The organism is Campylobacter concisus (genome assembly GCF_902460535.1).
In the GTDB taxonomy this organism is placed as follows: domain Bacteria; phylum Campylobacterota; class Campylobacteria; order Campylobacterales; family Campylobacteraceae; genus Campylobacter_A; species Campylobacter_A concisus_AS.
On the sequence record NZ_CABPTV010000005.1, the window covers coordinates 16,338 to 41,762 of the forward strand.

Sequence of the window (25,425 nt, forward strand, 5' to 3'; positions counted from 1 at the left end):
GTAAAATCATACGAAAATGTATCAAAAATTTTAAAAATATTTAATACAATAAATGGCTTTTTATCAAATAAAAAAATGAAAGAATTTAAAGAGTAGAAAAATGATAAATATACTTGAGCTTGAAAGCTCTTCGGGATTTGGTGGGCAAGAGCACCGCACGCAGCGTGTGATAAATGGGCTAGATAAGAGTAAATTTAAGGTTTTTTATGGATTAAATCCTGGCTCAAAAAGCTTTGAAAAGCAAATAGAGTGCGAATTTGTAAAGTTTAACCTCAAAAAATCTTTTAACATCTTTGAAATTTTAAAAATTTGCAAATTTGTAAAGCAAAATAATATAAAAATCATCTCAACTCACTCAGGCAAAGACGGCACGATAGGCGCGATCGTGGGCAAAATTTGTGGCGTTAGCGTGGTTCGCACTAGACATTTACAACTACCTATAAGCTCCCCAATACCTTACAACCTAAGCACAAAAGTGGTCGGCGTTTGCAACTCAGTCTGCGCTGATCTTATAAAAAGAGGCGTTAAAAAAGAGAAGGTACTAAAAATTTACACTGGCATCGATACGCAAAAATACACGCCAGAATTTAAGATAGACATGAAAAAAGAATTTGGGCTAAGTGACGACGTGGTGGGCGTTTGTATCGTGGCAGTGCTAAGAGCTGCTAAAAATCACAAGCTCTTAATTGATGCATTTAACGAGCTAAACTTAGAAAATTCAGCCCTTTTCATCGTAGGCGATGGTCCGCAAAATGAGAATTTAAAAGAATATATAAAAGATAAGAAAAATATCTTCATGCTTGGCAACAGAACCGATGTGAGCGATTTTTTGGGATCGCTTGATATCTGCGTGTTACCTTCAGACATGGAGGCTATCGGCGGAGCTTTGCTTGAGGCTTCTTCGTGCAAGCTAGCTACCATCGGAAGCGACGTGGGCGGTCTTGGCGAGGCGGTAAGCGACGGAAAGAGTGGATTTTTATTTCAAAATGGTGATAAAGAGGGGCTAAAAAAGGTACTTGAAAAGCTCATTTTGGACGAAAATTTAAGAAAACATATGGGTGAATTTGGCAGAGAGTATGTAAAAGAGACATTTAGCATCGAAAAAATGATAGAAAACACACAAAATTTATATATGGAGCTTGTAAAATGAGCGTACCAGTTTTGATGTATCACCACGTGCTTGAAAAGAGCGGATTTATCGCTAGTAGCGTGGATGAGTTTAGATCGCATATGAAATTCTTAGCCGAAAATGGTTATAAAACTCTAAGTGTAAATGAATTTATCGCGTACAAAAAGGGCGAGCTGGAAGTACCAAAAAAGAGCGTTTGCATAACATTTGACGATGGCTGGATGGACAACTACATCTATGCCTATCCTATCGTGAAAGAATTTGGACTAAAAGCAAATATATTTATAATAACTGGCTGGATAGAAGCGGCACAAAAGGCTCATGAGATGAGGCCTGCTAGCTTTTTAAACGTCGATCACAACGAGTGCAAGAAGCTTGCGCCAAGTAGGCCACAAGATGTGATCTTAAATTTAGAGCAGATTGAGAAGATGAGTGAGTGCTTTTATTTTCACTCGCATACGCACGGCCATTTTGATGGCTACTTTGGGCAGCTAAGTCTGGACGAGGAATTTGGCCTTTGCCGTGAGTTTATGAAAAAGAATTTTGGTTTTGATGATGATGCACTTTGCTGGCCACGTGGCAAATATAACGACGAGTATCTAAGCGTGGCTAAAAAACATGGCTACAATGCGTTTTTCACGACAAAACGCGGCATAAACAAGGCTGACGGCAACCTTGAAGAGATAAAACGCATAGTGACAAAACGTGATGAAAAATGGCTTAAAAAGACCATGTTTATCTATCAAAATGATATTTTAGGCTCAATTTACGCGGCGATAAGGTCTTAGTGGGCTATAAACTTATTTAGTAAAAATTTTCTAGTTCTTTGCTAGATGTTTTTCGCAATATCTAGGAATTACTTGTGTTTAAATATTTCGTTTTATTGGTGATTTAAACTCTAATTTAAATTTATACTCAAGGCCCGTTAGATCAAGCTCCTTTTTATCTATATGCTTTTGAGTGTTGTCTGGATATTCTCTGGAGTTTCTTTTGTAAATTCCAGCGATTCTATCTTCTTCGTTCATGCTTAAAATACAGAGTATATCGCATTTGCTGATGCGCGTAAGAGGGTTGGCGCTTGCGTAGATCACAACCTTTACAAATGGCATGATAAATTTAAAAAATGGCCTTAGCTCGTCTCTTTGATCACTCTTGATTTTTACTCTTGGGCGTATAAAAAAGAGATTTATACTCATCACTCCATCGTCTATAACGGCGACCTGATACGGCTTAAAGTTTCCAAAACCTTTGCGTCTTAGCTCTTTACCAAGTGTGCTTTTGCCACTGCCGTGAAGTCCGGCAAGGGTGATAAACACTCGTTTTTTTTCTTTTAATATCTCTTCGCAAGCTAAATTTAACGCTTCTAGCATTATTTATAGCCTCTATTTCTAAAATTTGAATATAAATTTCCTATTATTGGCATTGAATAGATAAAAAGCTTCTTTTTAACCCTAAAAACGTAGTCATCATCGTTTTTTGAGCTGCTAGAGATATCTATACGCCTTATCTTAAATTTATCATCTCCCATGCAATATCCACCATCTATCACGCTAAAAGCAAAGCCATAATACTCTTTAACTATCCTTTGTGAAAGCTCGTTAAAATGCCCCTTTGGAAAGCAAAAGCCAAATTCTTTTTTCTCAGGAAATAGCTCTTTTATCTTAGCAAGTGAGCTAGAAAACTCCTCTCTTAGCTTTGCCTCATCGTCACTTCTGCAAGAAAAGTGGCTCGCTGTGTGGCTATCAAACTCAAAAAGCCCGCTCTCTTGCATCTGCCTGATCTCATCTAAATTTAAAAAATACTCTATATCTTTATCGTAGTTGATATCTTTGTGCATTTTAAAGGAAAAATCATAATCCTGCCTTTTAAAATCCCTGATCTTATCTGTGATCAAAAAGCAAACAGCTGGGATATTTAGCTCTTTTAAGAGAGGAAAAGCAAATTTGTAATTATCAAAATATCCATCATCAAAAGTTAGTAAAATACTCTTTTTGTGAGCCTTTGCTCGGCCTGCCACGATATCTTTAAACTGGGCGTAGTTTATAAATTTATAGCCCTCGTCTAGCGCCACTTGAAGTGCTTTTTTTAAAAGTTCTGGGCTTATAGCAAAGTCATTTTTATTGTTGTTGCAGTGATGTACTGTCAGTACGCAAACTGGGTGATTCATAGGCTCTCCAATAATCTCTTGATATATGTTTTTAGAATTTGTGCGTCGTAATTCTCTTTGACAAAGGTGCTAGCATTTTCTGCGCATTGTTTGGCCAGCTCGTCATTTTGTATGTACGCATTTATCTTCTCCGCCATATCTTGCGCGTCTAAAAATTTAGCGCATTGCCCTCTGTTTTCTGCGAGCAGATTATTCATAGGGGCAATATCAAAAGCAACAATAGGACGAGATAGAGCCATAGCCTCTAGTAAAGCCGTAGGAAGGCCCTCCGTGTGAGAGGGAAAGGTGTAATAATCTATCCCTTTTACCACATTTGCTATATCGCTTCTAAAGTCTGTAAAGACTAATTTTTCTCTCACTGCATCATCAAATATGTTTAAAATTTGATCTTTTGTATTTTTGTTGATGTTTCCGCCAAAAATGCCGTATATATCGCTGTTTTTTTGCATGAGAATTTTTAGTGCATTTGCAAATTCAAAAACACCTTTTTGGCGACTTAGCGAGGAAAACATACCTACTGTTATAGCTTGTTTTGGGATGCTAAATTCTCCTTTAAATGTTGATTGCACCGCATTTAGAGCTTCGTGGTCCACAAAAGTTGGGATAAAAAATATTTTTTCATTTTTTACACCTATTTTTTGTAAAATTTCTGTCACATTTGGGCTTACGCTTATGATCTTATCAAAAAGTGTGGTGTGTAAAAATTTACTCAAAGAGCCTTTTATTGGGAACTCATTATGCCTTTCGCGTATAAATTTAACACCTTTTTTTCTGGTAAAAATTTTTGATATAGCAGCTACCCAGCTGTCTGTGGAGCCATTTGATATGACCACGTCTATATTTTCTTGCCACAAAATTTTGCAAAATATAGGCACTGTTTTATGAAAATTTTTCTTATTCATCTCACATTCGATAACTTTAAAATTTTCTTCTCGAGCGCGTTTTGAAATTTCAGAATTTGGGTTGCAAAATAGCGTTGTGCCGTGTCCTAGCTCACGCATATGACGCATCTCATTCATGATCTTATTTTGTTGCCCACCCCAGTTAAAAAGCGTCTCTGTGTGAAGTATATTCATCGCTATAGTCCTAAATTTTGCTTGATTTTTGCTTTTATCTGTGGCATCTCATCGCTAAAATCCATTAATGTTTTTTCTACGCCATGTTCTTTTATGCCCTCTTTGTCGCAAGGCACAAAGTCCCAGTCCTTTTGATAGACGATGTGTTTGCCCATGCTTTGTGTGCCATTTTGCGATGTGTAGCCATTTTGCATTAGAGCATTATCCCATGGTCCCCATTCAAAAGCTCCGCTAGGGCCAAAAAAGGCGATCACAGGCACGTCATTTGCCGCTGCTATGTGCATGATAGCAGTATCGACGCCTATAAAGAGGCTTGAGTGCTTTGAAAGGGCGATCGTTTGTTTTAGGCTTAGTTTACCGCCTAAATTTATAGGCTCGCTTTTACAAATTTTTAGCACGCTTGCAAGCTTATTTAACTCATTTTCTTTGTTGTCGCTTGTTAGCACGACCTTTACGCCAAGCTCATTTTCGCAGTAGTCGATGAGCTCAGCCATGCTCTCGTCGCTTGCGCATTTAAACATCCATCTGCTTGTTAGATGCATATGCGCAAAGCGTTTTGGTAAATTTAGATATTCCACGCTCTCATCTGAAAAGACGCTCACTTTTTTACTCACTGGCTCAAAGCCCAGCGCTCTTAGTGCGTTTAAATTTAGATCAACCGTGTGCGAGAAATTTTCGTAGTATTTTGCCTTTACGCTTAAGAGCTTATTTATCGCCTTGCGTTTGCCTAAAAAGCCAACTATCTTTTTTATCTTGGCGTACTTTGAGATGATGACGCCGCGGTCTCCAGTGGTCGTTTGCACTGCCATATTGTATTTCTCTTTTTTGATCGCTCTTATAAATTTTAGCTCGGTCATTAGCTTTTTAAAAAAGCCAGAATTTGCACTTTGCCTATCATAAATGTGGATTTTATTTATATAAGGATTGCCCTCTATCATCGCTTCCGTGCCTTTATTTAGGGCAAAGTCGATGGTCGCGTCTGGATAGTAGTGATGCAGGTTTTCAATGAGCGGTGTCGTTAAAAGCACATCGCCGATGTTTCTAAATTTAATTACAAGTATTTTCATTTTATATATTTCCAAAATGTGTACTGGGCGTAAAGTCTAGCGATAACATAGCCCATAAAGCCCTCTTTAAAGCCACCTTTTAACACAAAAAGCTTAAAAAATGTCCAAGCTGGGCTCGTAAGCGCCTTAAATAAATTTCTCTTTGCGCCCATGCTTGAGTAGCGATTTTGCTTAGCGATAAACTGCTCGATACTCTCATACGCATAGTGCAAGAAGTGATTTTTAAGCGTTCCAAGTCTTTGCGAGCCGTCATTTAAAACGACCTTTTCATGCACCGCTCTGCCATCAAATTTGGCAAAATTTTTATTAAAAACCCTCACCGTGTAGTCTGGATATAGCCCCATATTTTTTATCGCTTTGCCAAAGAAAAAATTTAGCCTAGCAACGTTGTAAGCGATAAATTTAGGCTCTTTTAGCACGCTAATGATCTCATTTTTAAGCTCGCCTGTAATTACCTCGTCGCTATCAAGCACAAAGACCCACTCGTTTTTGGCTAGATCCACGCCCTTTTGCTTTTGCGCGCCAAATCCAAGCCATGCTTGCTCGTGAAATTTCACGTTGCTAAAGCCATCACAAATTTGCCTTGTGCTATCTTTTGAGCCGCTATCAACCACGATGATCTCATCAGCAAATTTAGCGCTCTCTAGCACCTCTTTTAGGTACTTTTCGCTATTAAAAGTCAAAACGACAACGCTTAGCATTTGTACTCATTTTCGTAAAATCTCTTAAACCTTTGGTGAAACCAAAAGTACTCTTCTGGCCTTGCTCTAACCATCTCTTCGCACGCACTGCACTGCATCTGCGTCGCTTTTTGCACGGCATCTTCTTTGTCAAACGTGCTTATGTCTATTGGCTGCTCAAAGCAAATTTCATTTGAATTTTCATCTTTTTGGTAGATAAATGCGTTTATGATTAAAGCATTTGTCTTTTGCGCTAGCACGCTTGCTGCTGGCGTGTGAAGCACATCTTTGCCGAAAAACTGCACCTTTATCCCATCTTTTGGTGCGGTGTTTTGATCAACTAAAATTCCTACTATTCGCCTAGCTTTTAGCGCTTTTAAGATATCTTTTGCACCGCCATCCTTGTCGATTAGCTCCACATCAAACTGCGCTCTATTAGCTCTTAAAATTTTATCCATGACGCTGCTATCTAGCCTTCTGCCAAGCGCCGAAGAGGCCCCAAAGCGAGATGCAACAGCAAGCCCAAATATCTCCCACTGCCCAAAATGCGCAGTTGTGACTATGATAGGCCTGCCAGACTTTATCGCGTCAAGTAAAAAGTGCTCATTTTTAAAAACAACTTGCTCTAGTATCTTTTGCTTTGTCGTGTTTTGATTGAGGATGAAGTTTATACCAAGATATTTTGCAAAGTTGTAGTAGCATTTTTTGGCGATCTCAAGCTTTTCTTCTTTGGTTTTTGACTCGCCAAAAGCAAGGTCTAAATTTGTCATCACGATATGAAATCTCTTTTTTTTAAGCTTCATAAAGGCAAATGCCATAAATTTAGCAAGCATGTTTTGAAGCGAGCAAGGCATTATAAATATAAGAAATTTCAAGGTATAAAAGCCAGCTAGATATAGCCTATCCATTTAGCAGCCTTTTTGCGAAATTTGCAACTGTTTCAGGGTAAATTTCTCTTATGCAAAAGTCGTTTTTATCGATACTTCTAGCATCTATTTGTTTGCCCATATCAATGACAAGATTTTTGTCTGTGACGTAGGCGTTTCTGTGGCTTGGTCGGTTGCCAAAAAGCGTGATAGAAGGCCTATTTACAGCCCATGCAAGGTGCGTTAGACCGCTATCATTGCCAATTACCAGATCGCAGCTTGCTATGTAATCTATCATATCTTTTATGCTTAGTTTTTCAAGCAGTTTTGCAGATGTGCCCGAAATGATCGCCTCAGCCCTTGCTTTTTCGCTCTCACTCCCGTAGCAAAGGTAAATTTCACAACCAACAAGAAGTCTGATCACATCTTTAAATTTGTCATAAATTTTACTCTCTTCACTTGCAAAAGCAGCGATTAAAATGCGTTTTTTGCCGCTTTCATTTTTAAATTTCCCTACTATTTCAAAGCAGGGCGATTTTTCTAAAATTTCATCTCTGTCAAAGACAAAATTTAGAGCATATCCAACAAGGCTTAGGTTTCTAATTATGATATTTTCGTTGTAGTCGATCTTAAATTGATGCTTATAAAGCCTGGCTGCAATCTTTTCTTTGACGCTTTCTCTGCTAAAGCCGTAAATTTCTTTGCCAAGTAGTTTTGCGACGACGGCTGATTTAAAAAGCCCTTGCAAGTCGATGATCTTGTCAAATTTGCCAAGCGTTTTTATGATCTTGTAGCTTTTTTTAAAGCTCTCTTTAAGTGGCAAAACGACTAGCTCGTCGATTAGGGGATGATCTTTTAAAAGGCTTGCAAAACGGGCATCAACGAGCCATGTGATGTGAGCATTTGGGCAGTGCTTTTTTATAAACTGAAGCACGATGGCTGCGTGCACGATGTCACCAAGTGCCGAAAGCTTTACTATGGCTATTTTTAGTTGATTTTTATCTTGCATAAAACACTTTAAATATAAATTTTTGGTATGATTTTAAAAAAAAATGCTTAAAAAAGGGCTAAAATGGCGAAAAGTTACATCTGCGTCTTTGACTGCGAGACGATACCTGATGCAAATTTGATAAGAAAAATTTACGGCATTGACGGGAGCGACGAAGATGTGAGCGTGCAGGCGATGGCCTTGCAAAAAGAGGCCAGTGGTAGCGACTTTTTGCCCGTGATGTTTCATAGAGTGGTCGCAATCTCTGCGGTGATGGCTGATGAGTACGGCAAATTTTTAAAAGTTAGCACGATGGAGGGCAAGGACGAGCGCGAGATCATCGCTAAATTTTTAAAATTTATAAATGATTATAACCCAAGGCTTGTTAGCTTTAATGGCCGTGGCTTTGACCTGCCTATGCTTATGGTGCGTGCGATGCGATACAACCTAAACGCGGCGGCATATTATGAGAGCGAAAACAAAGAGCTAAACAAAAATAAATGGGAAAATTATAGAGCCAGATATTCGCCTAAATTTCACCTTGATCTGCTTGATTTTATAAGCGATTTTGGAAGCGTGAGAGGGCTAAAGCTTGATACGCTTTGTGCTAGCTTAAATTTACCTGGCAAGTACGACGTACACGGCGATCAGGTGCTTGAGCTTTACTATGCAGGCGAACTTGATAAGATAAACGAATACTGCGAAAGCGACGTGCTTAATACCTACTGGCTCTTTTTGAAATTTGAACTTTTGCAGGCAAATATCTTGCAAGATGACTACATAAATCACCTAAACGTGATGAGCGAATTTCTATCCAAAAACTGCGCTCACAGGGGATACACTGAGGTCTTTTGCTCTGCGATAAGCGACGAGCTAGCAAGGCTATCTGGCAAGCTAGACTACGAGATAAAGGTAGATAAAGAGGCTTTGGAATTTAGTGAATTTGATGAGGTAAGGCCGATTAGCAAAGAGGAGCTAAACCGCGATATGCTGGGCGGTCTGCTAAAAAAAGCAAGCGATCTAAAGCCAAAAGAGCCAAAGAGCAAGACGCTTTTTGAAGAGAAAGTGCCTGAGATAAATTTAGACGACGAATAAGCCAAAATGAAAGGAAAAATATGAAAATTTTAGTAACTGGAACAGCTGGATTTATAGGATTTCACCTTGCAAATGCCCTTGTGGCGCGCGGGGATGAGGTTGTTGGATATGACGTGATAAATGACTATTACGACGTAAATTTAAAGCTTGCACGCCTAAAAACGGCTGGTTTTGACGTGAGCGAGATAGACTACGGCAAGCTTATCGCCTCAAAAACACATCCAAATTTAAAATTTATAAAAGCAGACCTTGCTGATGAAAAGACGATGAAAGAGCTTTTTGCTAAAGAGAAATTTGACGTAGTGGTAAATTTAGCCGCACAAGCTGGCGTTCGCTACTCGCTCATAAACCCAAAAGCATACATCGATAGCAACATCACAGGCTTTATGAATATCCTCGAGTGTTGCCGCCACAATGAGATCAAAAATTTAGTCTATGCAAGCTCTAGCTCGGTTTATGGCTTAAATGAAAACATGCCATTTTCTACGCACGAGGGAGTCAATCACCCAATAAGCCTCTACGCAGCGACTAAAAAGAGCAACGAGATGATGGCGCACACTTATAGCCACCTATTTAACGTGCCAACGACTGGACTTCGCTTTTTTACGGTTTATGGACCATGGGGACGCCCTGATATGGCGCTATTTTTGTTTGTTGATGCCGCGCTTAAAGATAAAACCATCGACGTCTTTAACTACGGCAAGATGAAGCGCGACTTTACCTACGTAGACGACATCGTAAAGGGCATAATTAAGTGCATCGACAACCCTGCTAAGCCAAATCCAGCTTGGGACGCAAAGCACCCAGACCCTGCCACTTCAAAAGCGCCGTTTAAAGTCTATAATATCGGCAACAACAGCCCAGTCGAGCTCATGGACTACATCAAAGCAGTTGAGATAAAGATCGGCCGTGAGATCAAGAAAAATTTCCTCCCACTTCAAGCAGGCGACGTGCCAGCGACCTTCGCGGACGTGAGCGACTTGGTAGCTGACTTTGACTACAAACCAAATACAAAAGTAAATGACGGCGTGGCTAAATTTGTCGAGTGGTATAGCGAGTTTTACGGGATCAAGATATAAATGAGATGTTGCGAGTGGGCCAAAGGCGAGCTTGACATAGCCTACCACGATAATGAGTGGGGCAAGGTCATAAAAGATGATAGAAAATTTTTTGAGATGATAGTTTTAGAGGGCTTTCAAGCAGGACTTTCGTGGCATGGGGTACTTCAAAAAAGAGAGGCTATGAGAGCGGCGTTTGACGGCTTTGACCCTGAAAAGGTCAAGCTCTATGGCGAGGCTGAGATAGTTAAATTTATGCAAAATGAAGGGCTGATACGCAATAGACTAAAGCTAAAATCGCTTTCTGTAAACGCCCTTGCATTTTTGTCTGTGACGCAAGAATTTGGTAGCTTTTATGATTATCTTTGGGGACATTTGCTAAAGAAATTCGACCCAAAATTTGACGGCAAACAGATCATCAATCACTATCAAAATATCAAGCAAGTGCCGGCAACCACGCCGATGTCTGACTTTGTGGCAAAGGAGCTAAAAAAGCGAGGGTTTAAGTTTCTAGGCTCTGTTAGCACCTATGCTTTTTTGCAAAGCGTGGGCGTGGTGGATGATCATATGGACTATTGTTTTTGTAAGGCAAAAGGCTGATTAGGATAGTTTTTGCACTTTTGGTGCTTTTAAATTTTGCATTTTCTCTTGATCTGCTGCGCCTTAGCGAATTTAAAGATCAAAACGTCAGTGGCTGGCTAGCCAGCGAGAAGCTTGATGGTGTGCGTGCCTACTGGGACGGAGAGAATTTACTCTCAAGGCAGGGCAAAAGGCTAAATGCACCGCAAAGTTTTACTAAAAATTTCCCAAAATTTGCACTTGATGGCGAGCTTTACGCAAAGGAGCTTAAATTTGAAGAAATTCAAGCGACCGTGATGGACAAGCTGCCAGATGAAAAGGCGTGGGGCAGGCTTAAATTTCACGTTTTTGACGTGCCGGAGGCAAGTGGTGGCTTGCTTGATAGGCTTGAAGTTTTGGCTAAATTTCTAAAAAATGAGCCAAATGACAATTTAATCATCATAAAACAGATAAAGATGCGTGATAACGCTCAGTTTTTAAAATTTACAAAGGGCATTATCGCAAAAGGCGGCGAGGGAGCAGTCGTGCGTGAGCCAAACGCGTCCTACGAGCGAAAACGAAGCAAAAATGCGCTCAAATTTAAGAAATTTAAAGATGCCGAGTGCGAGGTGGTCTCTATAAATAAAGGCAGCGGTAAATACGCTAATCTTGCTGGCTCGCTTACTTGCAAGGCGCTTGGCGGCAAAGATGACAAAGAAAAAGCTGGCGAGCCAAAAGAGGGCACTATCTTTAAAATAGGCTCAGGACTAAGCGACGAGCAACGCACAAATCCCCCAAAGATAGGCTCTATCATCACATATAAATTTCAAAATTTATCGTCTTATGGCAAGCCAAGATTTCCTATATTTTTAAGGGTTAGAGAGGATTAAATTTCGTCTATGATCTCTTTTAACGCCCCAAAAGAGTCAAACTGCGCCCTTTCATCAAAAATAAAGCTTTGAGCCATGATCTCATCGACTTCAAATCTGTTTTGAAATTCTAAAATTTGCTCTTTAACGCTTTGCTTTGAGCCTATAAAAGAGCACGCCATCATCTCTTCTGTGACGATTCTTTCTCTATTTTTTAGCTCTATTTGCCTAAAGTCGATCGGCCCAAAATGAGGAGCCTTGGTACCTGTTTTACAAGAGGCAGCAAAGACCTCGTCGTTATCCTTTTTTGGTGGCTGCAAATACTCTTTTTCACCAGTTACTACGTTTAAGAAAAACTGCGTTTGCGTAGTGGCTAAACTCCTTGCTAGCTCGTCACTTTGGGCTATTATCACATTTGCTCCTGCGATGACATAGGGCGCTTTTAAAAAGGGTGATGGTTTGAAATTTTGACGATAAATTTCTACCGCTTTTTCTAGCGCACGTGGTGCAAAGTGCGACGCAAATGCGTAAGGCAGACCAAACTCAGCCGCCACGTATGCGCTATATATGCTTGAGCCAAGTATGTAAATAGGCGGAAATTTTTCAATTTTTGGATAGGCTTTTACGGCTCTTTTGGCGTTAAAATAGTCCATTAGCTCGTTTATTTGCATATCAAATTCTATCTCTCTTGCGCCACGTCTAAGCACCGCAGCCGTCTCTTGGTCAGTCCCTGGAGCTCTGCCTAGTCCAAGATCGACGCGGTTTGGAAATAGCGTTTCAAGAGTGGCGTACTGCTCGGCGATGGAGTATGGGCTGTGGTTTGGTAGCATCACGCCACCAGAGCCCACTCGCAGGCTTTTTGTATGCTCTAAGATGTGCGCGATGATGAGCTGCGTGGCTGAGCTTGCTAAATTTTGCATGTTGTGATGCTCTGCGACCCAGTAGCGCTTCATGCCGATATCTTCGGCAAATTTAGCCAGTCTAATGGCTGCATCTATGACTTCTTTTGCGTCACTGCCTTGCTTTATCGGTAGTAAATTTAATATTGAAACATTCATTTTTATCCTTTTTTTGTAGATGAGGGATTATAAAGATTAAATTTAAAATAGATTGTAAGTCTATTTTAAATTTATAAAGGCAAAGACCTATCCATGCAGTCTTCAAGCAAAATTTAAAAACTAACCCTGCTTTACTTTTGCTTTACTCTATTTTTGATAAAATTAACCACTTTTTTATGAAAGGCTTAAACTTGAAGATTTTAGTAACAGGTGGAGCTGGATATATCGGCAGCCACGTAGTAAAAGCACTTTTAAAGCAAGGCAAAGATGAGATAACCATCATCGACAATCTCTGCAAGGGCTCACAAAAAGCACTTGAGGCACTCCAAAAGATAGGAAATTTTAAATTTATAAATGCAAATTTAGAGGATGACCTAAGCGAAATTTTTGCAAATGGTAAATTTGATGCGATCATTCATTTTGCAGCGTTTATCGAGGTCTTTGAGAGTATGAGCGAGCCGCTAAAATACTATCTAAACAACACCGCAAACGTCGCAAGGGTGCTAAGATATGCAAAAACTTACAATGTAAATAAATTTATATTTAGCTCAACTGCCGCAGTTTATGGCGAGCCAGACGTGGCGGAGGTGTGCGAGACAACGCCTACAAATCCGATAAATCCATACGGCAGAAGCAAGCTAATGAGCGAGCAGATCATAAAAGACTACGCCGCTTCAAATGAAAATTTCAAATTTGCGATACTTCGCTATTTCAACGTCGCAGGTGCAGACGAAGAGGGGCTTATCGGTCAAAACTATCCAAACGCCACGCACCTTATAAAAGTAGCCGTGCAAACAGCACTTGGCAAGCGTGAGAGCATGGGTATCTTTGGCGATGACTACGCGACAAAAGATGGCACATGCGTTAGAGACTACATCCACGTTAGCGACCTAGCAGACGCCCACATAAGCGCGCTAGAGTATATCGGCCAAAACGGCAGCGAGATTTTTAATGTGGGATATGGCAGAGGATTTAGCGTAAAAGAGGTCATCGAGACCGCAAAAAAAGTAAGCAGAGTAAATTTCAAGGTGCTAAATGCGCCAAGAAGGGACGGCGACCCAGCTATCCTTATCTCAAACGCAAGCAAACTGCGCTCGCTAACAAGCTGGAAGCCAAAAAGAGACGATCTAGCGCTCATCATAAAAACCGCCCTTGAGTGGGAAAAGAGAATTTAAGGTATAAACGTGAGGGTAGCAGTAATTGGAACCGGATATGTTGGGCTAGTAAGTGGTGCATGCTTTGCGAAAATGGGTAACAGCGTGATCTGCGTCGATGTCGATAGCAAAAAGATCGAGGCACTAAAAAATGGCGTCGTGCCTATATATGAGCCAGGGCTTGCTGATATCGTGAGTGAGTGCTACAAAAATGGCTCGCTTAAATTTAGCACGCAGATAACCGAGGCGCTAGAGCATGCAGATGTGCTATTTATCGCGGTTGGCACGCCTATGGGCGCTGATGGACAGGCGGATTTAAAATATGTCCTTTCAGTTGCAAAGTCGATCGGAGAAAATTTAAGCAAACCGCTAATAGTAGTCGATAAATCAACCGTTCCAGTAGGCACTGGAGCTAAGGTGCACGAGGTGATCGAGGCTGAGCTTAAAAAGAGAAATGTAGAGGTTAAATTTGAAGTAGTCTCAAACCCAGAGTTTTTAAAAGAGGGCGCGGCGGTTGAGGACTTTTTAAAGCCAGACCGCGTTGTTATCGGCGCTAGTAGCGAGTGGGGCTTTGGCGTGATGAGAGAGCTTTACGAGCCATTTATGAAAAATCACGACAGGCTTATTTGCATGGACGTAAAGTCAGCCGAGATGACAAAATACGCTGCAAATTCGATGCTAGCAACCAAGATAAGCTTTATAAACGAGATAGCAAATATCTGCGAACGTGTGGGCGCTGATGTAAATTTAGTAAGAAAAGGCATCGGCAGCGACTCAAGGATCGGATATAGCTTCATCTATCCAGGCTGCGGATATGGCGGTAGCTGCTTTCCAAAGGATGTCGAGGCACTCATCTACACAGCTAGACAAAATGGCTTTGAACCAGAGCTTTTAAACGCGGTCGAGTCAAGAAATAAGGCTCAAAAAAGAGTACTATTTGATAAAATTTACAACTTCTTTGGTGGCGATCTAAAGGGCAAGACGATCGCACTTTGGGGGCTTGCGTTTAAGCCAAATACCGATGATATGAGAGAGGCTAGCTCGCTAACTTTGATAAAGCTTTTAGACGAGGCTGGCGCAAAAGTGGTGGCTTATGATCCAAAAGCAAGTGAAGAAGCGAAAAAATATTTGCCAAATTTAGACGTGAAATACGCTAAAAATAAGTATGACGCTCTTGATAATGCCGATGCTATGGTGCTTGTGACCGAGTGGAGCGAGTTTAGATCGCCTGATTTTATGGAGATCAAAGAGAGGCTAAAAAATGCTGTCATATTTGACGGACGCAACCAATATAACGCTAAAACTTTAGCCGAGAATGGCTTTAAGTATTTTCAAATAGGCGTCAAAGCGTGAAGCAAATTTTATCTCTCGTAGTTTTTTTGCTGCCTTTTGCGCTTTTAGCTAGCGAGGCTTCAGGCAATAGCGAGGCAAAGGCGCAAGAGCAGGTTTTTGAGCTACCTATCTCAAAGATGCCGGTTGATTATTTTAAATATGAAGTTGCATTTTTTAAAGAGATGCAAACAGACTGTGAATTTGCTATGCTAGAGGGCGGACATTTAGATAAAAAAGAGGATAAAAGCGGGGTTTATTATGAATTTAGTGCAGAGGATGCGCCGCTTAAGCCTTGCAACGGCAAAAAGAAAAAGAGGCAAATTTATTATGATTTTACTCAAATTTTGCCTGGCATTAGCCCCATTAAGATAGTAACTCCGCAAGGCGTGGGCGCAGAGATAAGAATCTATGAACGTGTAGAAACAATAAAACCAAAAATTTTAAAAAGGAAAGAGAAATGAAAATAGCAGTAGTAGGACTTGGCTATGTGGGACTTCCACTAGCAGCAGCTTTTAGTGAAAAGTACGAAGTAGTCGGCTTTGACGTAAATGCAAAACGTATAGAAGAGCTTAAGAGTGGCTATGATAGAACGCTTGAGCTTAGCAACGAGCAGATGAAAAAAGCGATCGATAATGGCATGAAATTTAGCCTAAATTTAGATGACATCAGAAGTTGCAACTTCTTCATCGTAACCGTCCCAACTCCGATAGATAAGAACAAACGCCCTGATCTAACCCCAGTGGTAAAAGCGACCCAGAGCGTGGCAAAAGTGCTTAAAAAAGGCGACATCGTTGTCTATGAAAGCACTGTTTATCCAGGCGTTACAGAAGAAATTTGCGTGCCGCTACTTGAAGAGAGCGGACTTAAATTTAACAAAGACTTTTTCTGCGGCTACTCGCCAGAGCGCATAAATCCAGGCGATAAAGAGCACACCGTAACTAAAATCAAAAAAATCACAAGTGGCTCAACTCCAGAGATTGCTGACAAGGTCGATGAAATTTACCGCTCTATCATCACAGCTGGCACTCACAAAGCTTCAAGCATCAAAGTAGCAGAGGCTGCAAAGGTCATCGAAAACACCCAACGCGACATCAACATCGCCTTTATAAACGAGCTTGCGATGCTCTTTGAAAAGCTTCACATTAACACTATCGATGTTTTAGAGGCGGCTGGCACTAAGTGGAATTTCTTAAATTTCCGCCCAGGTCTAGTCGGCGGTCACTGCATCGGCGTAGATCCATACTACCTAACTCACAAAGCTCAAGAGGTAGGCTACAACCCTGAAATGATCCTAGCAGGTCGCCGCATCAACGACGATATGGGCAGATACGCAGCCGATCAAGTGATAAAACTAATGATAAGAAAGGGCGTGCTTATCAACAAAGCGCGCGTGCTTGTTCTTGGTATGACATTTAAAGAGAACTGCCCAGATATAAGAAACTCTCGCGTTATAGACGTGGTTGATGAGCTAAAAGACTTTGGCTGCAAGGTCGATGTGACTGATCCTTGGGCTGATAGCGCTGAGGTAAAACATGAGTACGGCTTTGATCTAGTAAAAGAGTATAACCTAGACGACTACGACTGCATCGTGATCGCCGTAGCTCACAATGAATTTAAAAAGCTCAACCTAAAAGGCCACTTGGTTTATGATATAAAAAATATCTACCCAGAGGCTGACGCTAGGCTGTAAGTGAGCGTTAAATTTAAAATTTACATAGCTGCCTTGTCATCTGGCTTGGCGGCTAAATTTTTTGGTTTTTTCTTTTCAAATTTAGCTTTTGGGCTAAATTTCAAAGGTTAAAATATAATGCTAATCAATCTAATAAGCTCGATCGTCGTTTTTGTAGTATCAATGGGTATAAATTTCTTTCTTACGCCATTTATCTTAAAGAGCCTTGGCAACGAGGCTTTTGGCTTTGTAGGCCTTAGCAACGCCATCGTTAGCTACGCAGCGGTCGTAAGTGTAGCCATAAACTCGGTTAGTGGGCGCTTTGTCGCTCATGCGTGGCACAAAAAAGATCTAAGCCTTGCAAACACCTACTACTCATCAGTGCTTGTTGTAAATATCTTCTTTTGCGCCGTTGTCGTGGTGCTTAGCTCTGTTTTCATACTAAATTTGCAAAGCTTTTTAAACGTCCCTGAAAATTTACTCTTTGACGTGAGAATGACCCTTGTTTTTTACTTTATAAATTTTTGCGTTGGGCTATTTAACGGCGTTTTAACGGTCTGTGCCTTCGTGACAAATAAGCTCTATCTACTCTCCATCAGAAACGCCATCTCAAGCGCGATCCTAGCAGCCCTTATCGTCGCACTATTTTTCTTTTTTAAGCCATTTATCTCATACATCGCCATTTCAGCGCTAGTTGCTAGCCTTTTTGTCTTTTTTAGCACCATTTTTATGTCAGCTCGCATCACGCCAGAGCTAAAATTTAGCCTTAGTAAATTTGACTTTTTAAAGATAAAAGAGCTTCTAAGCTCTGGCATTTGGAATAGTTTTAACGCGCTAAATCGCATACTTTTAACAGGTATGGACCTATTTATCTGCAACATTTTTGTCAATGCAAACGCCACGGGTCTTCTTTCAGTCGCCAAGGCCGCCCCTATCATACTTGAGAGCTTTGTGGCGCAGCTTAGCGGTATCTTTGCACCAAAATTTGTTGAGCTTTACTCTAAAAATTTGATCACGGACCTCATAAACGAGGCTAAATTTTCAATGAAGGTGATCGCCTTTGTGATGAGCGCTCCAGCCGCATTTTTCGTCGTTTTTGGGCTGGATTTTTACACGCTTTGGCTGCCGTTTAAAAGTGCGGACGAGGTCAAATTTATATACAACGTCTCGATGATAACGCTAGTGCCGATCGTCTTTATAAGCTTTGTTTTCTCGCTTTTTAACCTTGATAGCGCGACAAACAAGCTTCGCCGACCAGCCATTGCCAACACCATACTTGGCGTTAGCACGATCATAGCGCAGATCACACTGCTTAAATTTAGTGACTACGGCGTTTATGGCATCGTCATCGTCGCAGCCGTTTTTTACAGCATAAGAATTCTTGGCTTTGACCTCATAAACGCTGCTTTAAATTTAGAGGTGAAACTCACCACATTTTACGGGGTTTATTTTAAAAATTTAGCCGTTTTTGCGCTCTGCGTGCTTGCGATGTTTGCCTGCAAGGACTTTGTGAGTCTAGATAACTGGCTAAAATTTGCTATCTTTGCTGCGATATACGCCGGCGCAGCTTATGTTTTGGGATATTTTTTGTTTTTTAATGCCTTCGAGCGAGGCATAGTTTGGCGTAAAATTTTAAAAAAATTTAAAAGGTCTTAAATGGATGAAATTTACCTGATCTCTTTGGCAAAAGACGCTAAAAGGCGCGAGCTTTTGCAGCAGAAATTTAGCTCTTATGATAGCTTTAATCTAATAGACGCAGTTGATGGCAGGGAGCTAAACGCAAGGGAATACTACAAGATCATTTCGCCATCATTTAAAGCTTACGGCAAGGTTTTAAGCCCAGCAGAGGTCGGCTGTTCGCTCTCGCACGTAAAAGCTTATGAGGCATTTTTGGCAAGTGATGCGAAATTTGCACTCATCTTTGAAGACGACGTTATAGGAGATGATGAGGCGATAAAAGAGGCGTTTTTAGCAGCTAGCAAGATACCAGAAGAGAGCGTGCTCATATGTGGCATGCAAGATGGGCTGGAGGGCAGATTTAGCGCCTTTGGCAAAAAGGTGGATACTAGCCTAAGTAGGTCGCTTTGGCAGGTCTCAAAGCACTCGTTTTCAAGCATTTATAGAGCAGGGGCTTATGTGCTAACCAAAAAAAGTGCTAAAAATTTGCTTGAAATTCATAAAAATGCGCTTTGTACGACCGATGTTTGGGACTATTTGCTAGGCGTTAATGATATGCAGATGTATTTTTGTGATCTTTTTGCGCATCCAACTGATCTTAGCGGCTCAAATATCGAGGGCGAGCGTCTTGAGAGGGGATACAAGGCAAATTTAAAGGCCTATATAAAAACATTTAAATTTATACTTTTCTCACGGCTTGAAAAACTTCAAGGCTATGAGAGAATTTTTAAAAGGGGCTAAATGAGCGAGCCATTAATTAGCATAGTAACCGCGACTTATAAGCGTCCAGAGCTTTTACAAAAGGCCATAAAAAGCGCTCTAGCTCAAAGCTATAAAAACCTAGAGATTATAGTCACTGACGACGGCGATGACGAGAGTGCAAGCGAAATTTGCAAGAGTTTTAACGACGCAAGGATCAAATTTGTAAAAAACACCACTCACAAAAAAAGTCCAAATGGTAATAAAAATAACGGCTTTGACAACGCAACAGGCGAGTTTGTCTGCTTGCTTGACGATGACGATGAGCTTTTGCCTGAGGCGATTGCTGTGTGCTATGAAATTTTAAAAAGTGGCGAGTACTCGTGCGTCTTTGCAGATGCGATCTGCGAAAAAGATGGCGTGATGACCGAGATGATAGCTGGTAGAAGCCCATATATCAAGAGTGGGGCGATGAGCAAGGTTGATTATCACTGCGGGCGGATAAATGGCGAGTATTTTAAGCTTTTTTCACGTGAATTTATAGACGACTTTAGATTTGATGAGAGCAGTTTTGGCGGCGAAAATGAGCTTTACATCCGCTTTTTTGAAAAAAATGTCTTTTATCTTAAAAAGCCACTTTACATCTACCGTATCGCAAGAAGCGATAGTGTGACGCTAAATGCCGGCAAGCACGCTTTAAACGTCGCAAATGCCTATATAAAAACAGCAAATTTGCACTACGACATCGCTATAAAAAATGAGCCAAAATTTCTAGCCTTGCAGTATAAAAACGCCGCTTACTACGCCAAAATAGCAGGCGAATATGGCCTTATGCTAAGGTGTATCTTTAAGAGTCTTAGTATTAAATTTAGTAAAGAAGCGTTTATTTTTTTGCTACTTAGCCCACTTCCAAGTGGCTTTTTACCGGCACTTTCAAAGCTTAGAGTGAAGATCAAGCAAAGGTTTGGCGTATGAAGATATTATTTGTCACATCAACGCTTAGAAGTGGCGGTGCGGAGCGAGTTTGCGCGGTGATCGCATCAAGATTTAGCATGGATCATGATGTAAGCCTTGTTAAATTTGACAAAGATGAGCCATTTTACGAGCTAGCAAGTGGCGTGAAGCTCATAAATTTGGGCGTTGGGGCTGATGAGCTTGGCTTGGTTGGAAATTTAAAAAAGAGAGTTTTAAAGGTGCTTGCTTTAAGAGTGCTCATAAGAGAGGGCAAATTTGACGCTGTGATATCCTTTTTAGACGCCGTAAATACCTTGGTGCTCTTTAGCTCAGCTGGTCTAAAAACGCCTATTATCATAAGCGAGCACACAAACTACCTTGCGCCAAAAAGAGCCATTTTTAAGGTGCTAAGACGCCTTAGCTATCCATTTGCAAACGCACTTAGCGTCTTAAGCGACGAGGATCTTGGCTATTACTCGAAATTTTGCAAAAATGTGATGAAAATTTACAACCCACTCTTTGAAGAGATACGAAGCGAGAGCTTTTCTAAAGAAAATTTGATCATATTTGTTGGCAGGCTAAATAAGATAAAAAACTGCGAAATGTTTGTAAGAGTGGCTGCAAGCTTAAAGCAAAGCGGCTATAAATTTGTTGTCGCTGGAGATGGAGGCGAGAGGGCAAATTTAGAAAGTTTAGCTAAAAATTTGGGCGCTGATGTGGAGTTTTTAGGAAATGTAAGCGACATCGCCTCACTTTATAAAAGGGCAAAGGTGCTGCTCTCTTGCTCAAATTTCGAGGGTCTTGGAAACACATTGATAGAGGCGATAAACTATGACTGCGTGCGGGTTGCGACAAGGACTAGCGGGGCAAAAGAGCTTATAAAAGATGGTTTTGATGGCTTGCTTTGCGAGATAAATGACGCTAGGCAGATGAGTGAAAAGCTTGCAAATTTGATCCAAGATGAAGCAAAAATGGGCGAATTTGCTAAAAATGCAAGAGCTAGACTTGATGAGTTTAGCGTGGAGCAAATTTATAAAAAATGGCTGGAACTTTTAAGACTTGGAGGTGTGAAGTGAAAATTCTTTTTGTCATCGCCGCACTTAGAAACGGCGGAGCAGAGCGCGTGCTAAACGTGCTTGCAAATGAGCTTAGCAAAGACAATGAGATCACTATCGCCCTGCTTGAAGAGGATCTTGGACTTTATAAATTTAGTGAAAAAATAAATATCATAAACCTTAATGTGAGTGGCTCAGGACTGACTTTAAAATTTAAAAAAATCCTCGCTCTTAGAGCGCTTTTTAAGGAGCAAAAAGCTGATCTCATAATTAGCTTTATCGACTGGACAAACGTCGCTTGTGTGCTGGCAAATGCTGGGCTAAAGAGCAAACTAATAGCAACCGAGCACCACGAGCATAGCTACTTAAAAAGTAAAGTCGCAAGCACTATGCGTGACTTTTCGTATAAATTTGTAGATGGTTTAAGCGTGCTAAGTAAAAGCGACTACGACTACTATAAATTTGCCAAAAATCGCGAGGTCATCCACAACCCACTTTTTATCGACGTGCCTGAAATTTGCGAGAAGCAAAACGTCATCTTAAGCGTGGCAAGGCTAGAGGCGGTAAAGGGCTATGATATCTATTTTGAGGCGCTTAATAAGGTAGATAAAAGCTTGCTTGATGGCTGGGAGATAAAGATCGCAGGCAGTGGCAGGCAAGAAGTGCAGCTAAAGCAAATGGCGTCAAATTTAGGGCTTAATATCAAATTTCTAGGTCACATGAGTGATGTTACAAAACTTTACAGCGAGGCTAAAATTTTCTCTCTTAGCTCACGAAGCGAGGGGCTTTCAAATGTGCTAATAGAATCAGGTGCCTTTGGCTGCGCTAGACTAAGTAGCGACACTGTGGGTGCAAGAGAGCTTATAAATGACGGCACAGACGGACTTATCTTTAAAAATGGTGATAGCGATGATCTAAAAGAGAAGCTTGAGATGCTTTTAAAAGATGAAAATTTAAGGCAAAAACTAGCAAAAAACGCCAGCGAAAGTGCAAATTTATTTAGCAAAGAAAATATCATCAAGCAGTGGCGAGAATTTATAAAAAAGGTTGTTAGCAAGTGAAAAAATTAGCCGTTTTTTTATACTCGATGGGACCTGGCGGGGCTGAGCGAAATGTGGCAAATTTACTGCCATTTTTGATCAAACGTTATGAAGTTCATCTCATCTTAATGAGCAAGGTCATCGCTTACGAGATCCCAAGCGAGGTGCAAATCCACTTTATAGAAAATAGCGATCCTTACGAGAGCGGGATAAAGAAGCTTGCAAGGCTCTTTTTAGCGATGCCAATGCTTGCCTTTAAATATAAAAATCTTTGTCAAAATTTGGGCATCGACACGCAGTTTGTGCTGATGAACCGCCCATGCTACATCGCTGGGGTTGCTAGGATTTTAGGGCTAAAGGCTAGGCTGGTTATCAGCGAGCGAAGCTGTCCATCGATCCTATATAAAGACGATCTAAGCGGCAGGGTTAATAAATTTTTACTCACTCATCTTTATAAAAAGGCTGATCTAATCCTTGCAAATGCAGCTGGCAACAAAGAGGATCTGGTGCGAAATTTTGGCATGAGCGAGGCAAAAACAAAGGTGCTTTATAACGCCCTTGATCTAAAAACTATAAATTTGCTAAAAGATGAGCCACTTGAGAGCGACTTTAAGCCATTTTTCATAAACATAGGTCGCCTTGATAGCGGTAAAAATCAAGCCATGCTAATAAAAATAATAGCTTTGATTAACGACCCTCGCGCCACGCTTGGCATCCTTGGCAAAGGGCCTTTAAAAGATGAGCTGCAAAATTTGATAGATAAATTTGGCGTGGGCGAGCTAGTAAAGCTTCTTGGCACTGATAAAAACCCTTTTAGGCATATAAAAAACGCCTCTTGCTTGCTTTGTGCCTCGCGTTTTGAGGGCTTTTCAAACGTCTTGCTTGAAGCGCTAGCATGTGAGAAAACTATCATCTCGACCGAGCATAAGAGCGGCGCAAAAGAGCTTTTGGGCGAGAGTGAGTTTGGCATCTTAGTGCCTGTTGATGACGAAAATGCTATGAAAGAGGCGATGATAAAAGTGCTTAACGAGCCAAAGATAAGGCAAAATTTTGAAAATGTTGCGTATAATCGGGCTAAATTTTTTGATAGTGAAAATATAGCGAGCGAGCTTATAAATTTTTTGGAAAATCCTAATGAATAGAAATTTGTTTTTTAAAAATTACTCTTTATACCTTATGATATTTGTCGCAGTCATCTTTGGCATGGTTTGCAGGCTTTACTGGGTCTTTTGGGCGAGCGAGTATCCGGTATTTTTCTGGAACAACGAGCTGATGATCAGCACAAACGACGGCTACGCATTTGCCGAGGGCGCAAGGGACATGCTGGCTGGCTTTCACCAAGAAAACGACCTTAGCTACTACGGCTATCCGCTTTCGACACTTACTTACTGGATCGTGAAATTTCTAGGCGTCAAGCTTGAGACGGCGATGATTTATATGAGCGTCTTTTTCTCGTCGCTTGTGGCTGTGCCTGTTATCTTGATCGCAAATGAATACAAAGCAAAAATGGCTGGCTTCATCGCTGCACTTCTTGCAGTGATCGCAAATAGCTACTACAACCGCACTATGGCAGGATATTACGACACTGACATGCTCATCATCCCACTTAGCGTTTTTGTCGTTTGGGGGCTTGTTAGAGTGCTTGAAAAAAAGGACGCAAAGAGCCTGATAATAGCACCTTTAAGCGTGCTTATCTATATGTGGTGGTATATGAGCGCCTTTTCGCTTATTAGCATTTTAACTGGACTATTTTTACTCTACACGCTCATTTTTGATAGGAAAAATCCACTTTTTTACCTTGAAATTTCACTGCTTTTACTTGCCATTTCAAACCTTGATCTAACTCTTAAATTTATCGCTGCTATCGCTATTTACGCACTTTGTATATTTAAAAAAGAGGTGATAAATTTAAAAATTGCTCTTGGCATTTTGGCAATTATCTTTGTCGTTTTTGTCATCCGTGGCGGGCTAAATCCTATAATCTTTCAACTTAAATTTTACGTCTTTAGAGACGCGCCTGAAGTTGGCGGCATGAGCTTTCACTTTTTTAATGTCAATCAAACTATCCAAGAGTCAAGCGTCGTTGATTTTACGCTATTTTGCGAGAGGATCAGCGCAAATGTCATCACATTTTTGATCTCGCTTGTTGGTGTTGCGCTATTTTGCTACAAACACCACTCATTTGCTGTCTCGCTTGGCATGCTCGCACTTGGCTTTTTAGCCTTTAAAAGCGGCCTTAGATTTACCATTTATGCCGTGCCTATCATGGCGCTTGGCTTTGGCTACTTAGTAGAGTTCGTGCTTGAGAATTTAAAGCTAAAAGAGGCTGTTTTAAATCTCATAAGAGCGTTCATAGCGGCTCTTGTGCTTGCTCCAGCACTCATTCACATCTATGGCTACAAGGCTGAGCCAGTCTTTGTAAATAAAGAGGTTGAAATTTTAAACAAGCTAAAAAGCATCGCAGGACGCGAGGACTACGTACTTGCGTGGTGGGACTATGGATATCCGATTAGATATTACAGCGATGTTAAGACGCTAATTGACGGCGGAAAGCACCTTGGACGTGAAAATTTTGCCGTGAGTTTTGCGCTTGGAAGCGACGAGATGAGCTCGGCAAATATGGCAAGGCTTGATGTGGAGTATACGGAGCGAAATTTCAAAGAGCACTTTAATGGCAACTTGGCTCAAATTTTAAAAGATAGAAATTTAAGCGTTGATCAGTTTTTTAGCGAGATAAAAGAGGCAAATTTTAGCCTGCCAGCAAAGAGCAGAGAGATATATTATTACCTGCCAGATAGGATGCTTAGTATTTTCCCAACCATTTTGCAGTTTAGCAAGATCGATCTAAAAAGCGGTAAAAATTTAAACAACGGACTTTTTGTCACCACAAGAGCGATCTCGCAAAGTGAAAAGGGCATCAGGCTAAGTGGTGGATTTACACTAACAAGCGATGTCACAAGTTTGATCTATGATGGCAAGGTCTTACCGCTAAGATCTTTTATAGAGACCGACTACAACGAGGCTGGCAAGCTAAATGTAAAAGAGTATAAAAATAACGAAATGTCAAATATTTCTGTCATTTATATGAGGGATTATGGCAGATTTATCATCCTTGATGAGAGCATCTTAAATAGCGCCTACATCCAGCTTTTCGTGCTTGAAAGATACGATCCAAAGGTCTTTGAGCCAGTCATACTTGACGGGGCGGCAAAAGTTTATAAACTAAAGAGGTAG

General features: G+C 40.8%; 25 protein-coding genes. 17 read left to right on the plus strand and 8 right to left on the minus strand.

Features of this window, described 5'->3' with window-relative positions; genetic code table 11:
- Positions 1-100: 100 nt before the first annotated feature.
- Both FZ945_RS05820 and FZ945_RS05825 read left to right on the plus strand, forming a co-directional pair.
- Positions 101-1,150 carry a glycosyltransferase gene (locus FZ945_RS05820; protein ID WP_148803194.1) on the plus strand — a complete coding sequence of 350 codons (1,050 nt, stop codon included), beginning with the start codon at positions 101-103 and terminating at the stop codon, positions 1,148-1,150.
- Positions 1,147-1,917, plus strand: a complete 771-nt coding sequence (locus FZ945_RS05825; protein WP_148803196.1) for a polysaccharide deacetylase family protein — start codon at positions 1,147-1,149, stop codon at positions 1,915-1,917. The genes FZ945_RS05820 and FZ945_RS05825 overlap by 4 nt, the downstream gene beginning before the upstream one ends.
- Before the next feature lie 78 nt (positions 1,918-1,995).
- Here the strand turns inward: FZ945_RS05825 and FZ945_RS05830 are convergent, their stop codons facing one another.
- The 7 genes from FZ945_RS05830 to waaC are packed head-to-tail and all read right to left on the minus strand — an operon-like array spanning position 1,996 to position 7,994.
- On the minus strand, positions 1,996-2,499 hold the full coding sequence (locus FZ945_RS05830) for a hypothetical protein (protein ID WP_148803197.1): 504 nt from the start codon (positions 2,497-2,499) through the stop codon (positions 1,996-1,998).
- Positions 2,499-3,296 carry a polysaccharide deacetylase family protein gene (locus tag FZ945_RS05835; RefSeq protein WP_148803199.1) on the minus strand — a complete coding sequence of 266 codons (798 nt, stop codon included), beginning with the start codon at positions 3,294-3,296 and terminating at the stop codon, positions 2,499-2,501. Before FZ945_RS05835 ends, FZ945_RS05830 begins: the two co-directional genes overlap by 1 nt.
- A complete protein-coding gene (locus FZ945_RS05840; RefSeq protein WP_148803201.1) occupies positions 3,293-4,372 on the minus strand; it encodes a glycosyltransferase family 4 protein in 1,080 nt (359 codons plus the stop codon). The genes FZ945_RS05835 and FZ945_RS05840 overlap by 4 nt, the downstream gene beginning before the upstream one ends.
- Positions 4,373-4,374: 2 nt before the next feature.
- Positions 4,375-5,439 carry a putative lipopolysaccharide heptosyltransferase III gene (gene rfaQ, locus FZ945_RS05845; RefSeq protein WP_148803203.1) on the minus strand — a complete coding sequence of 355 codons (1,065 nt, stop codon included), beginning with the start codon at positions 5,437-5,439 and terminating at the stop codon, positions 4,375-4,377.
- Positions 5,436-6,140 (minus strand): glycosyltransferase family 2 protein, encoded by a 705-nt coding sequence (locus FZ945_RS05850; protein ID WP_148803204.1) that lies wholly within the window; start codon positions 6,138-6,140, stop codon positions 5,436-5,438. The genes rfaQ and FZ945_RS05850 overlap by 4 nt, the downstream gene beginning before the upstream one ends.
- Positions 6,134-7,027, minus strand: a complete 894-nt coding sequence (locus FZ945_RS05855) for a lipid A biosynthesis lauroyl acyltransferase (RefSeq protein ID WP_148803207.1) — start codon at positions 7,025-7,027, stop codon at positions 6,134-6,136. The genes FZ945_RS05850 and FZ945_RS05855 overlap by 7 nt, the downstream gene beginning before the upstream one ends.
- A complete protein-coding gene (gene waaC, locus FZ945_RS05860; protein ID WP_148803209.1) occupies positions 7,020-7,994 on the minus strand; it encodes a lipopolysaccharide heptosyltransferase I in 975 nt (324 codons plus the stop codon). The genes FZ945_RS05855 and waaC overlap by 8 nt, the downstream gene beginning before the upstream one ends.
- Positions 7,995-8,057: 63 nt before the next feature.
- Between waaC and FZ945_RS05865 the strand changes: the two genes are divergently transcribed.
- From FZ945_RS05865 to FZ945_RS05880, 4 genes are read left to right on the plus strand one after another with little or no spacing between them, the layout of a single operon-like run.
- A complete protein-coding gene (locus FZ945_RS05865) occupies positions 8,058-9,068 on the plus strand; it encodes a 3'-5' exonuclease (RefSeq protein WP_148803211.1) in 1,011 nt (336 codons plus the stop codon).
- A 20-nt stretch (positions 9,069-9,088) separates the two neighbouring features.
- Entirely contained in the window at positions 9,089-10,147 is a 1,059-nt protein-coding gene (locus tag FZ945_RS05870; RefSeq protein WP_148803213.1) for an NAD-dependent epimerase, read from the plus strand.
- Positions 10,148-10,726, plus strand: a complete 579-nt coding sequence (locus FZ945_RS05875; RefSeq protein WP_103581948.1) for a DNA-3-methyladenine glycosylase I — start codon at positions 10,148-10,150, stop codon at positions 10,724-10,726.
- A complete protein-coding gene (locus FZ945_RS05880; protein WP_103581949.1) occupies positions 10,726-11,574 on the plus strand; it encodes a DNA ligase in 849 nt (282 codons plus the stop codon). The genes FZ945_RS05875 and FZ945_RS05880 overlap by 1 nt, the downstream gene beginning before the upstream one ends.
- Here FZ945_RS05880 and FZ945_RS05885 read toward each other — a convergent pair.
- Positions 11,571-12,611, minus strand: a complete 1,041-nt coding sequence (locus tag FZ945_RS05885) for an LLM class flavin-dependent oxidoreductase (protein WP_148803215.1) — start codon at positions 12,609-12,611, stop codon at positions 11,571-11,573. The genes FZ945_RS05880 and FZ945_RS05885 overlap by 4 nt on opposite strands.
- A 191-nt stretch (positions 12,612-12,802) precedes the next feature.
- Between FZ945_RS05885 and galE the strand changes: the two genes are divergently transcribed.
- The 11 genes from galE to FZ945_RS05940 all read left to right on the plus strand — a co-directional run bounded on the left by galE (position 12,803) and on the right by FZ945_RS05940 (position 25,425).
- Entirely contained in the window at positions 12,803-13,786 is a 984-nt protein-coding gene (galE, locus tag FZ945_RS05890; RefSeq protein WP_148803217.1) for a UDP-glucose 4-epimerase GalE, read from the plus strand.
- A gap of 9 nt (positions 13,787-13,795) precedes the next feature.
- A complete protein-coding gene (locus tag FZ945_RS05895; protein ID WP_148803219.1) occupies positions 13,796-15,118 on the plus strand; it encodes a UDP-glucose dehydrogenase family protein in 1,323 nt (440 codons plus the stop codon).
- Entirely contained in the window at positions 15,115-15,558 is a 444-nt protein-coding gene (locus tag FZ945_RS05900; protein WP_148803221.1) for an ecotin, read from the plus strand. The genes FZ945_RS05895 and FZ945_RS05900 overlap by 4 nt, the downstream gene beginning before the upstream one ends.
- A complete protein-coding gene (locus FZ945_RS05905; RefSeq protein WP_103571625.1) occupies positions 15,555-16,787 on the plus strand; it encodes a nucleotide sugar dehydrogenase in 1,233 nt (410 codons plus the stop codon). Before FZ945_RS05900 ends, FZ945_RS05905 begins: the two co-directional genes overlap by 4 nt.
- A 117-nt stretch (positions 16,788-16,904) precedes the next feature.
- Positions 16,905-18,422, plus strand: a complete 1,518-nt coding sequence (locus FZ945_RS05910) for an MATE family efflux transporter (RefSeq protein ID WP_148803223.1) — start codon at positions 16,905-16,907, stop codon at positions 18,420-18,422.
- A complete protein-coding gene (locus tag FZ945_RS05915) occupies positions 18,423-19,184 on the plus strand; it encodes a glycosyltransferase family 25 protein (protein ID WP_148803225.1) in 762 nt (253 codons plus the stop codon).
- Entirely contained in the window at positions 19,185-20,117 is a 933-nt protein-coding gene (locus FZ945_RS05920; RefSeq protein WP_148803227.1) for a glycosyltransferase family 2 protein, read from the plus strand.
- Positions 20,114-21,172 carry a glycosyltransferase gene (locus tag FZ945_RS05925; protein WP_148803229.1) on the plus strand — a complete coding sequence of 353 codons (1,059 nt, stop codon included), beginning with the start codon at positions 20,114-20,116 and terminating at the stop codon, positions 21,170-21,172. The genes FZ945_RS05920 and FZ945_RS05925 overlap by 4 nt, the downstream gene beginning before the upstream one ends.
- Positions 21,169-22,212, plus strand: a complete 1,044-nt coding sequence (locus FZ945_RS05930; RefSeq protein WP_148803231.1) for a glycosyltransferase — start codon at positions 21,169-21,171, stop codon at positions 22,210-22,212. Before FZ945_RS05925 ends, FZ945_RS05930 begins: the two co-directional genes overlap by 4 nt.
- Entirely contained in the window at positions 22,209-23,333 is a 1,125-nt protein-coding gene (gene pglJ / locus FZ945_RS05935) for an N-acetylgalactosamine-N,N'-diacetylbacillosaminyl-diphospho-undecaprenol 4-alpha-N-acetylgalactosaminyltransferase (RefSeq protein WP_148803232.1), read from the plus strand. The genes FZ945_RS05930 and pglJ overlap by 4 nt, the downstream gene beginning before the upstream one ends.
- Entirely contained in the window at positions 23,326-25,425 is a 2,100-nt protein-coding gene (locus FZ945_RS05940; RefSeq protein ID WP_148803234.1) for an STT3 domain-containing protein, read from the plus strand. Before pglJ ends, FZ945_RS05940 begins: the two co-directional genes overlap by 8 nt.

Excerpts from the sequence above, each read along its gene's own strand:
- FZ945_RS05885 (WP_148803215.1), bottom strand. The coding sequence starts at position 12,611 with ATGAATGTTTCAATATTAAATTTACTACCGATAAAGCAAGGCAGTGAC.
- FZ945_RS05850 (WP_148803204.1), bottom strand. The coding sequence starts at position 6,140 with ATGCTAAGCGTTGTCGTTTTGACTTTTAATAGCGAAAAGTACCTAAAA.
- FZ945_RS05835 (WP_148803199.1), bottom strand. The coding sequence starts at position 3,296 with ATGAATCACCCAGTTTGCGTACTGACAGTACATCACTGCAACAACAAT.
- FZ945_RS05875 (WP_103581948.1), top strand. The coding sequence starts at position 10,148 with ATGAGATGTTGCGAGTGGGCCAAAGGCGAGCTTGACATAGCCTACCAC.
- FZ945_RS05830 (WP_148803197.1), bottom strand. The coding sequence starts at position 2,499 with ATGCTAGAAGCGTTAAATTTAGCTTGCGAAGAGATATTAAAAGAAAAA.
- FZ945_RS05910 (WP_148803223.1), top strand. The coding sequence starts at position 16,905 with ATGCTAATCAATCTAATAAGCTCGATCGTCGTTTTTGTAGTATCAATG.
- FZ945_RS05915 (WP_148803225.1), top strand. The coding sequence starts at position 18,423 with ATGGATGAAATTTACCTGATCTCTTTGGCAAAAGACGCTAAAAGGCGC.
- FZ945_RS05840 (WP_148803201.1), bottom strand. The coding sequence starts at position 4,372 with ATGAATATACTTCACACAGAGACGCTTTTTAACTGGGGTGGGCAACAA.
- FZ945_RS05905 (WP_103571625.1), top strand. The coding sequence starts at position 15,555 with ATGAAAATAGCAGTAGTAGGACTTGGCTATGTGGGACTTCCACTAGCA.
- FZ945_RS05865 (WP_148803211.1), top strand. The coding sequence starts at position 8,058 with ATGGCGAAAAGTTACATCTGCGTCTTTGACTGCGAGACGATACCTGAT.
- rfaQ (WP_148803203.1), bottom strand. The coding sequence starts at position 5,439 with ATGAAAATACTTGTAATTAAATTTAGAAACATCGGCGATGTGCTTTTA.
- FZ945_RS05825 (WP_148803196.1), top strand. The coding sequence starts at position 1,147 with ATGAGCGTACCAGTTTTGATGTATCACCACGTGCTTGAAAAGAGCGGA.
- FZ945_RS05925 (WP_148803229.1), top strand. The coding sequence starts at position 20,114 with ATGAAGATATTATTTGTCACATCAACGCTTAGAAGTGGCGGTGCGGAG.
- FZ945_RS05820 (WP_148803194.1), top strand. The coding sequence starts at position 101 with ATGATAAATATACTTGAGCTTGAAAGCTCTTCGGGATTTGGTGGGCAA.
- FZ945_RS05870 (WP_148803213.1), top strand. The coding sequence starts at position 9,089 with ATGAAAATTTTAGTAACTGGAACAGCTGGATTTATAGGATTTCACCTT.
- FZ945_RS05920 (WP_148803227.1), top strand. The coding sequence starts at position 19,185 with ATGAGCGAGCCATTAATTAGCATAGTAACCGCGACTTATAAGCGTCCA.
- waaC (WP_148803209.1), bottom strand. The coding sequence starts at position 7,994 with ATGCAAGATAAAAATCAACTAAAAATAGCCATAGTAAAGCTTTCGGCA.
- FZ945_RS05940 (WP_148803234.1), top strand. The coding sequence starts at position 23,326 with ATGAATAGAAATTTGTTTTTTAAAAATTACTCTTTATACCTTATGATA.
- FZ945_RS05855 (WP_148803207.1), bottom strand. The coding sequence starts at position 7,027 with ATGGATAGGCTATATCTAGCTGGCTTTTATACCTTGAAATTTCTTATA.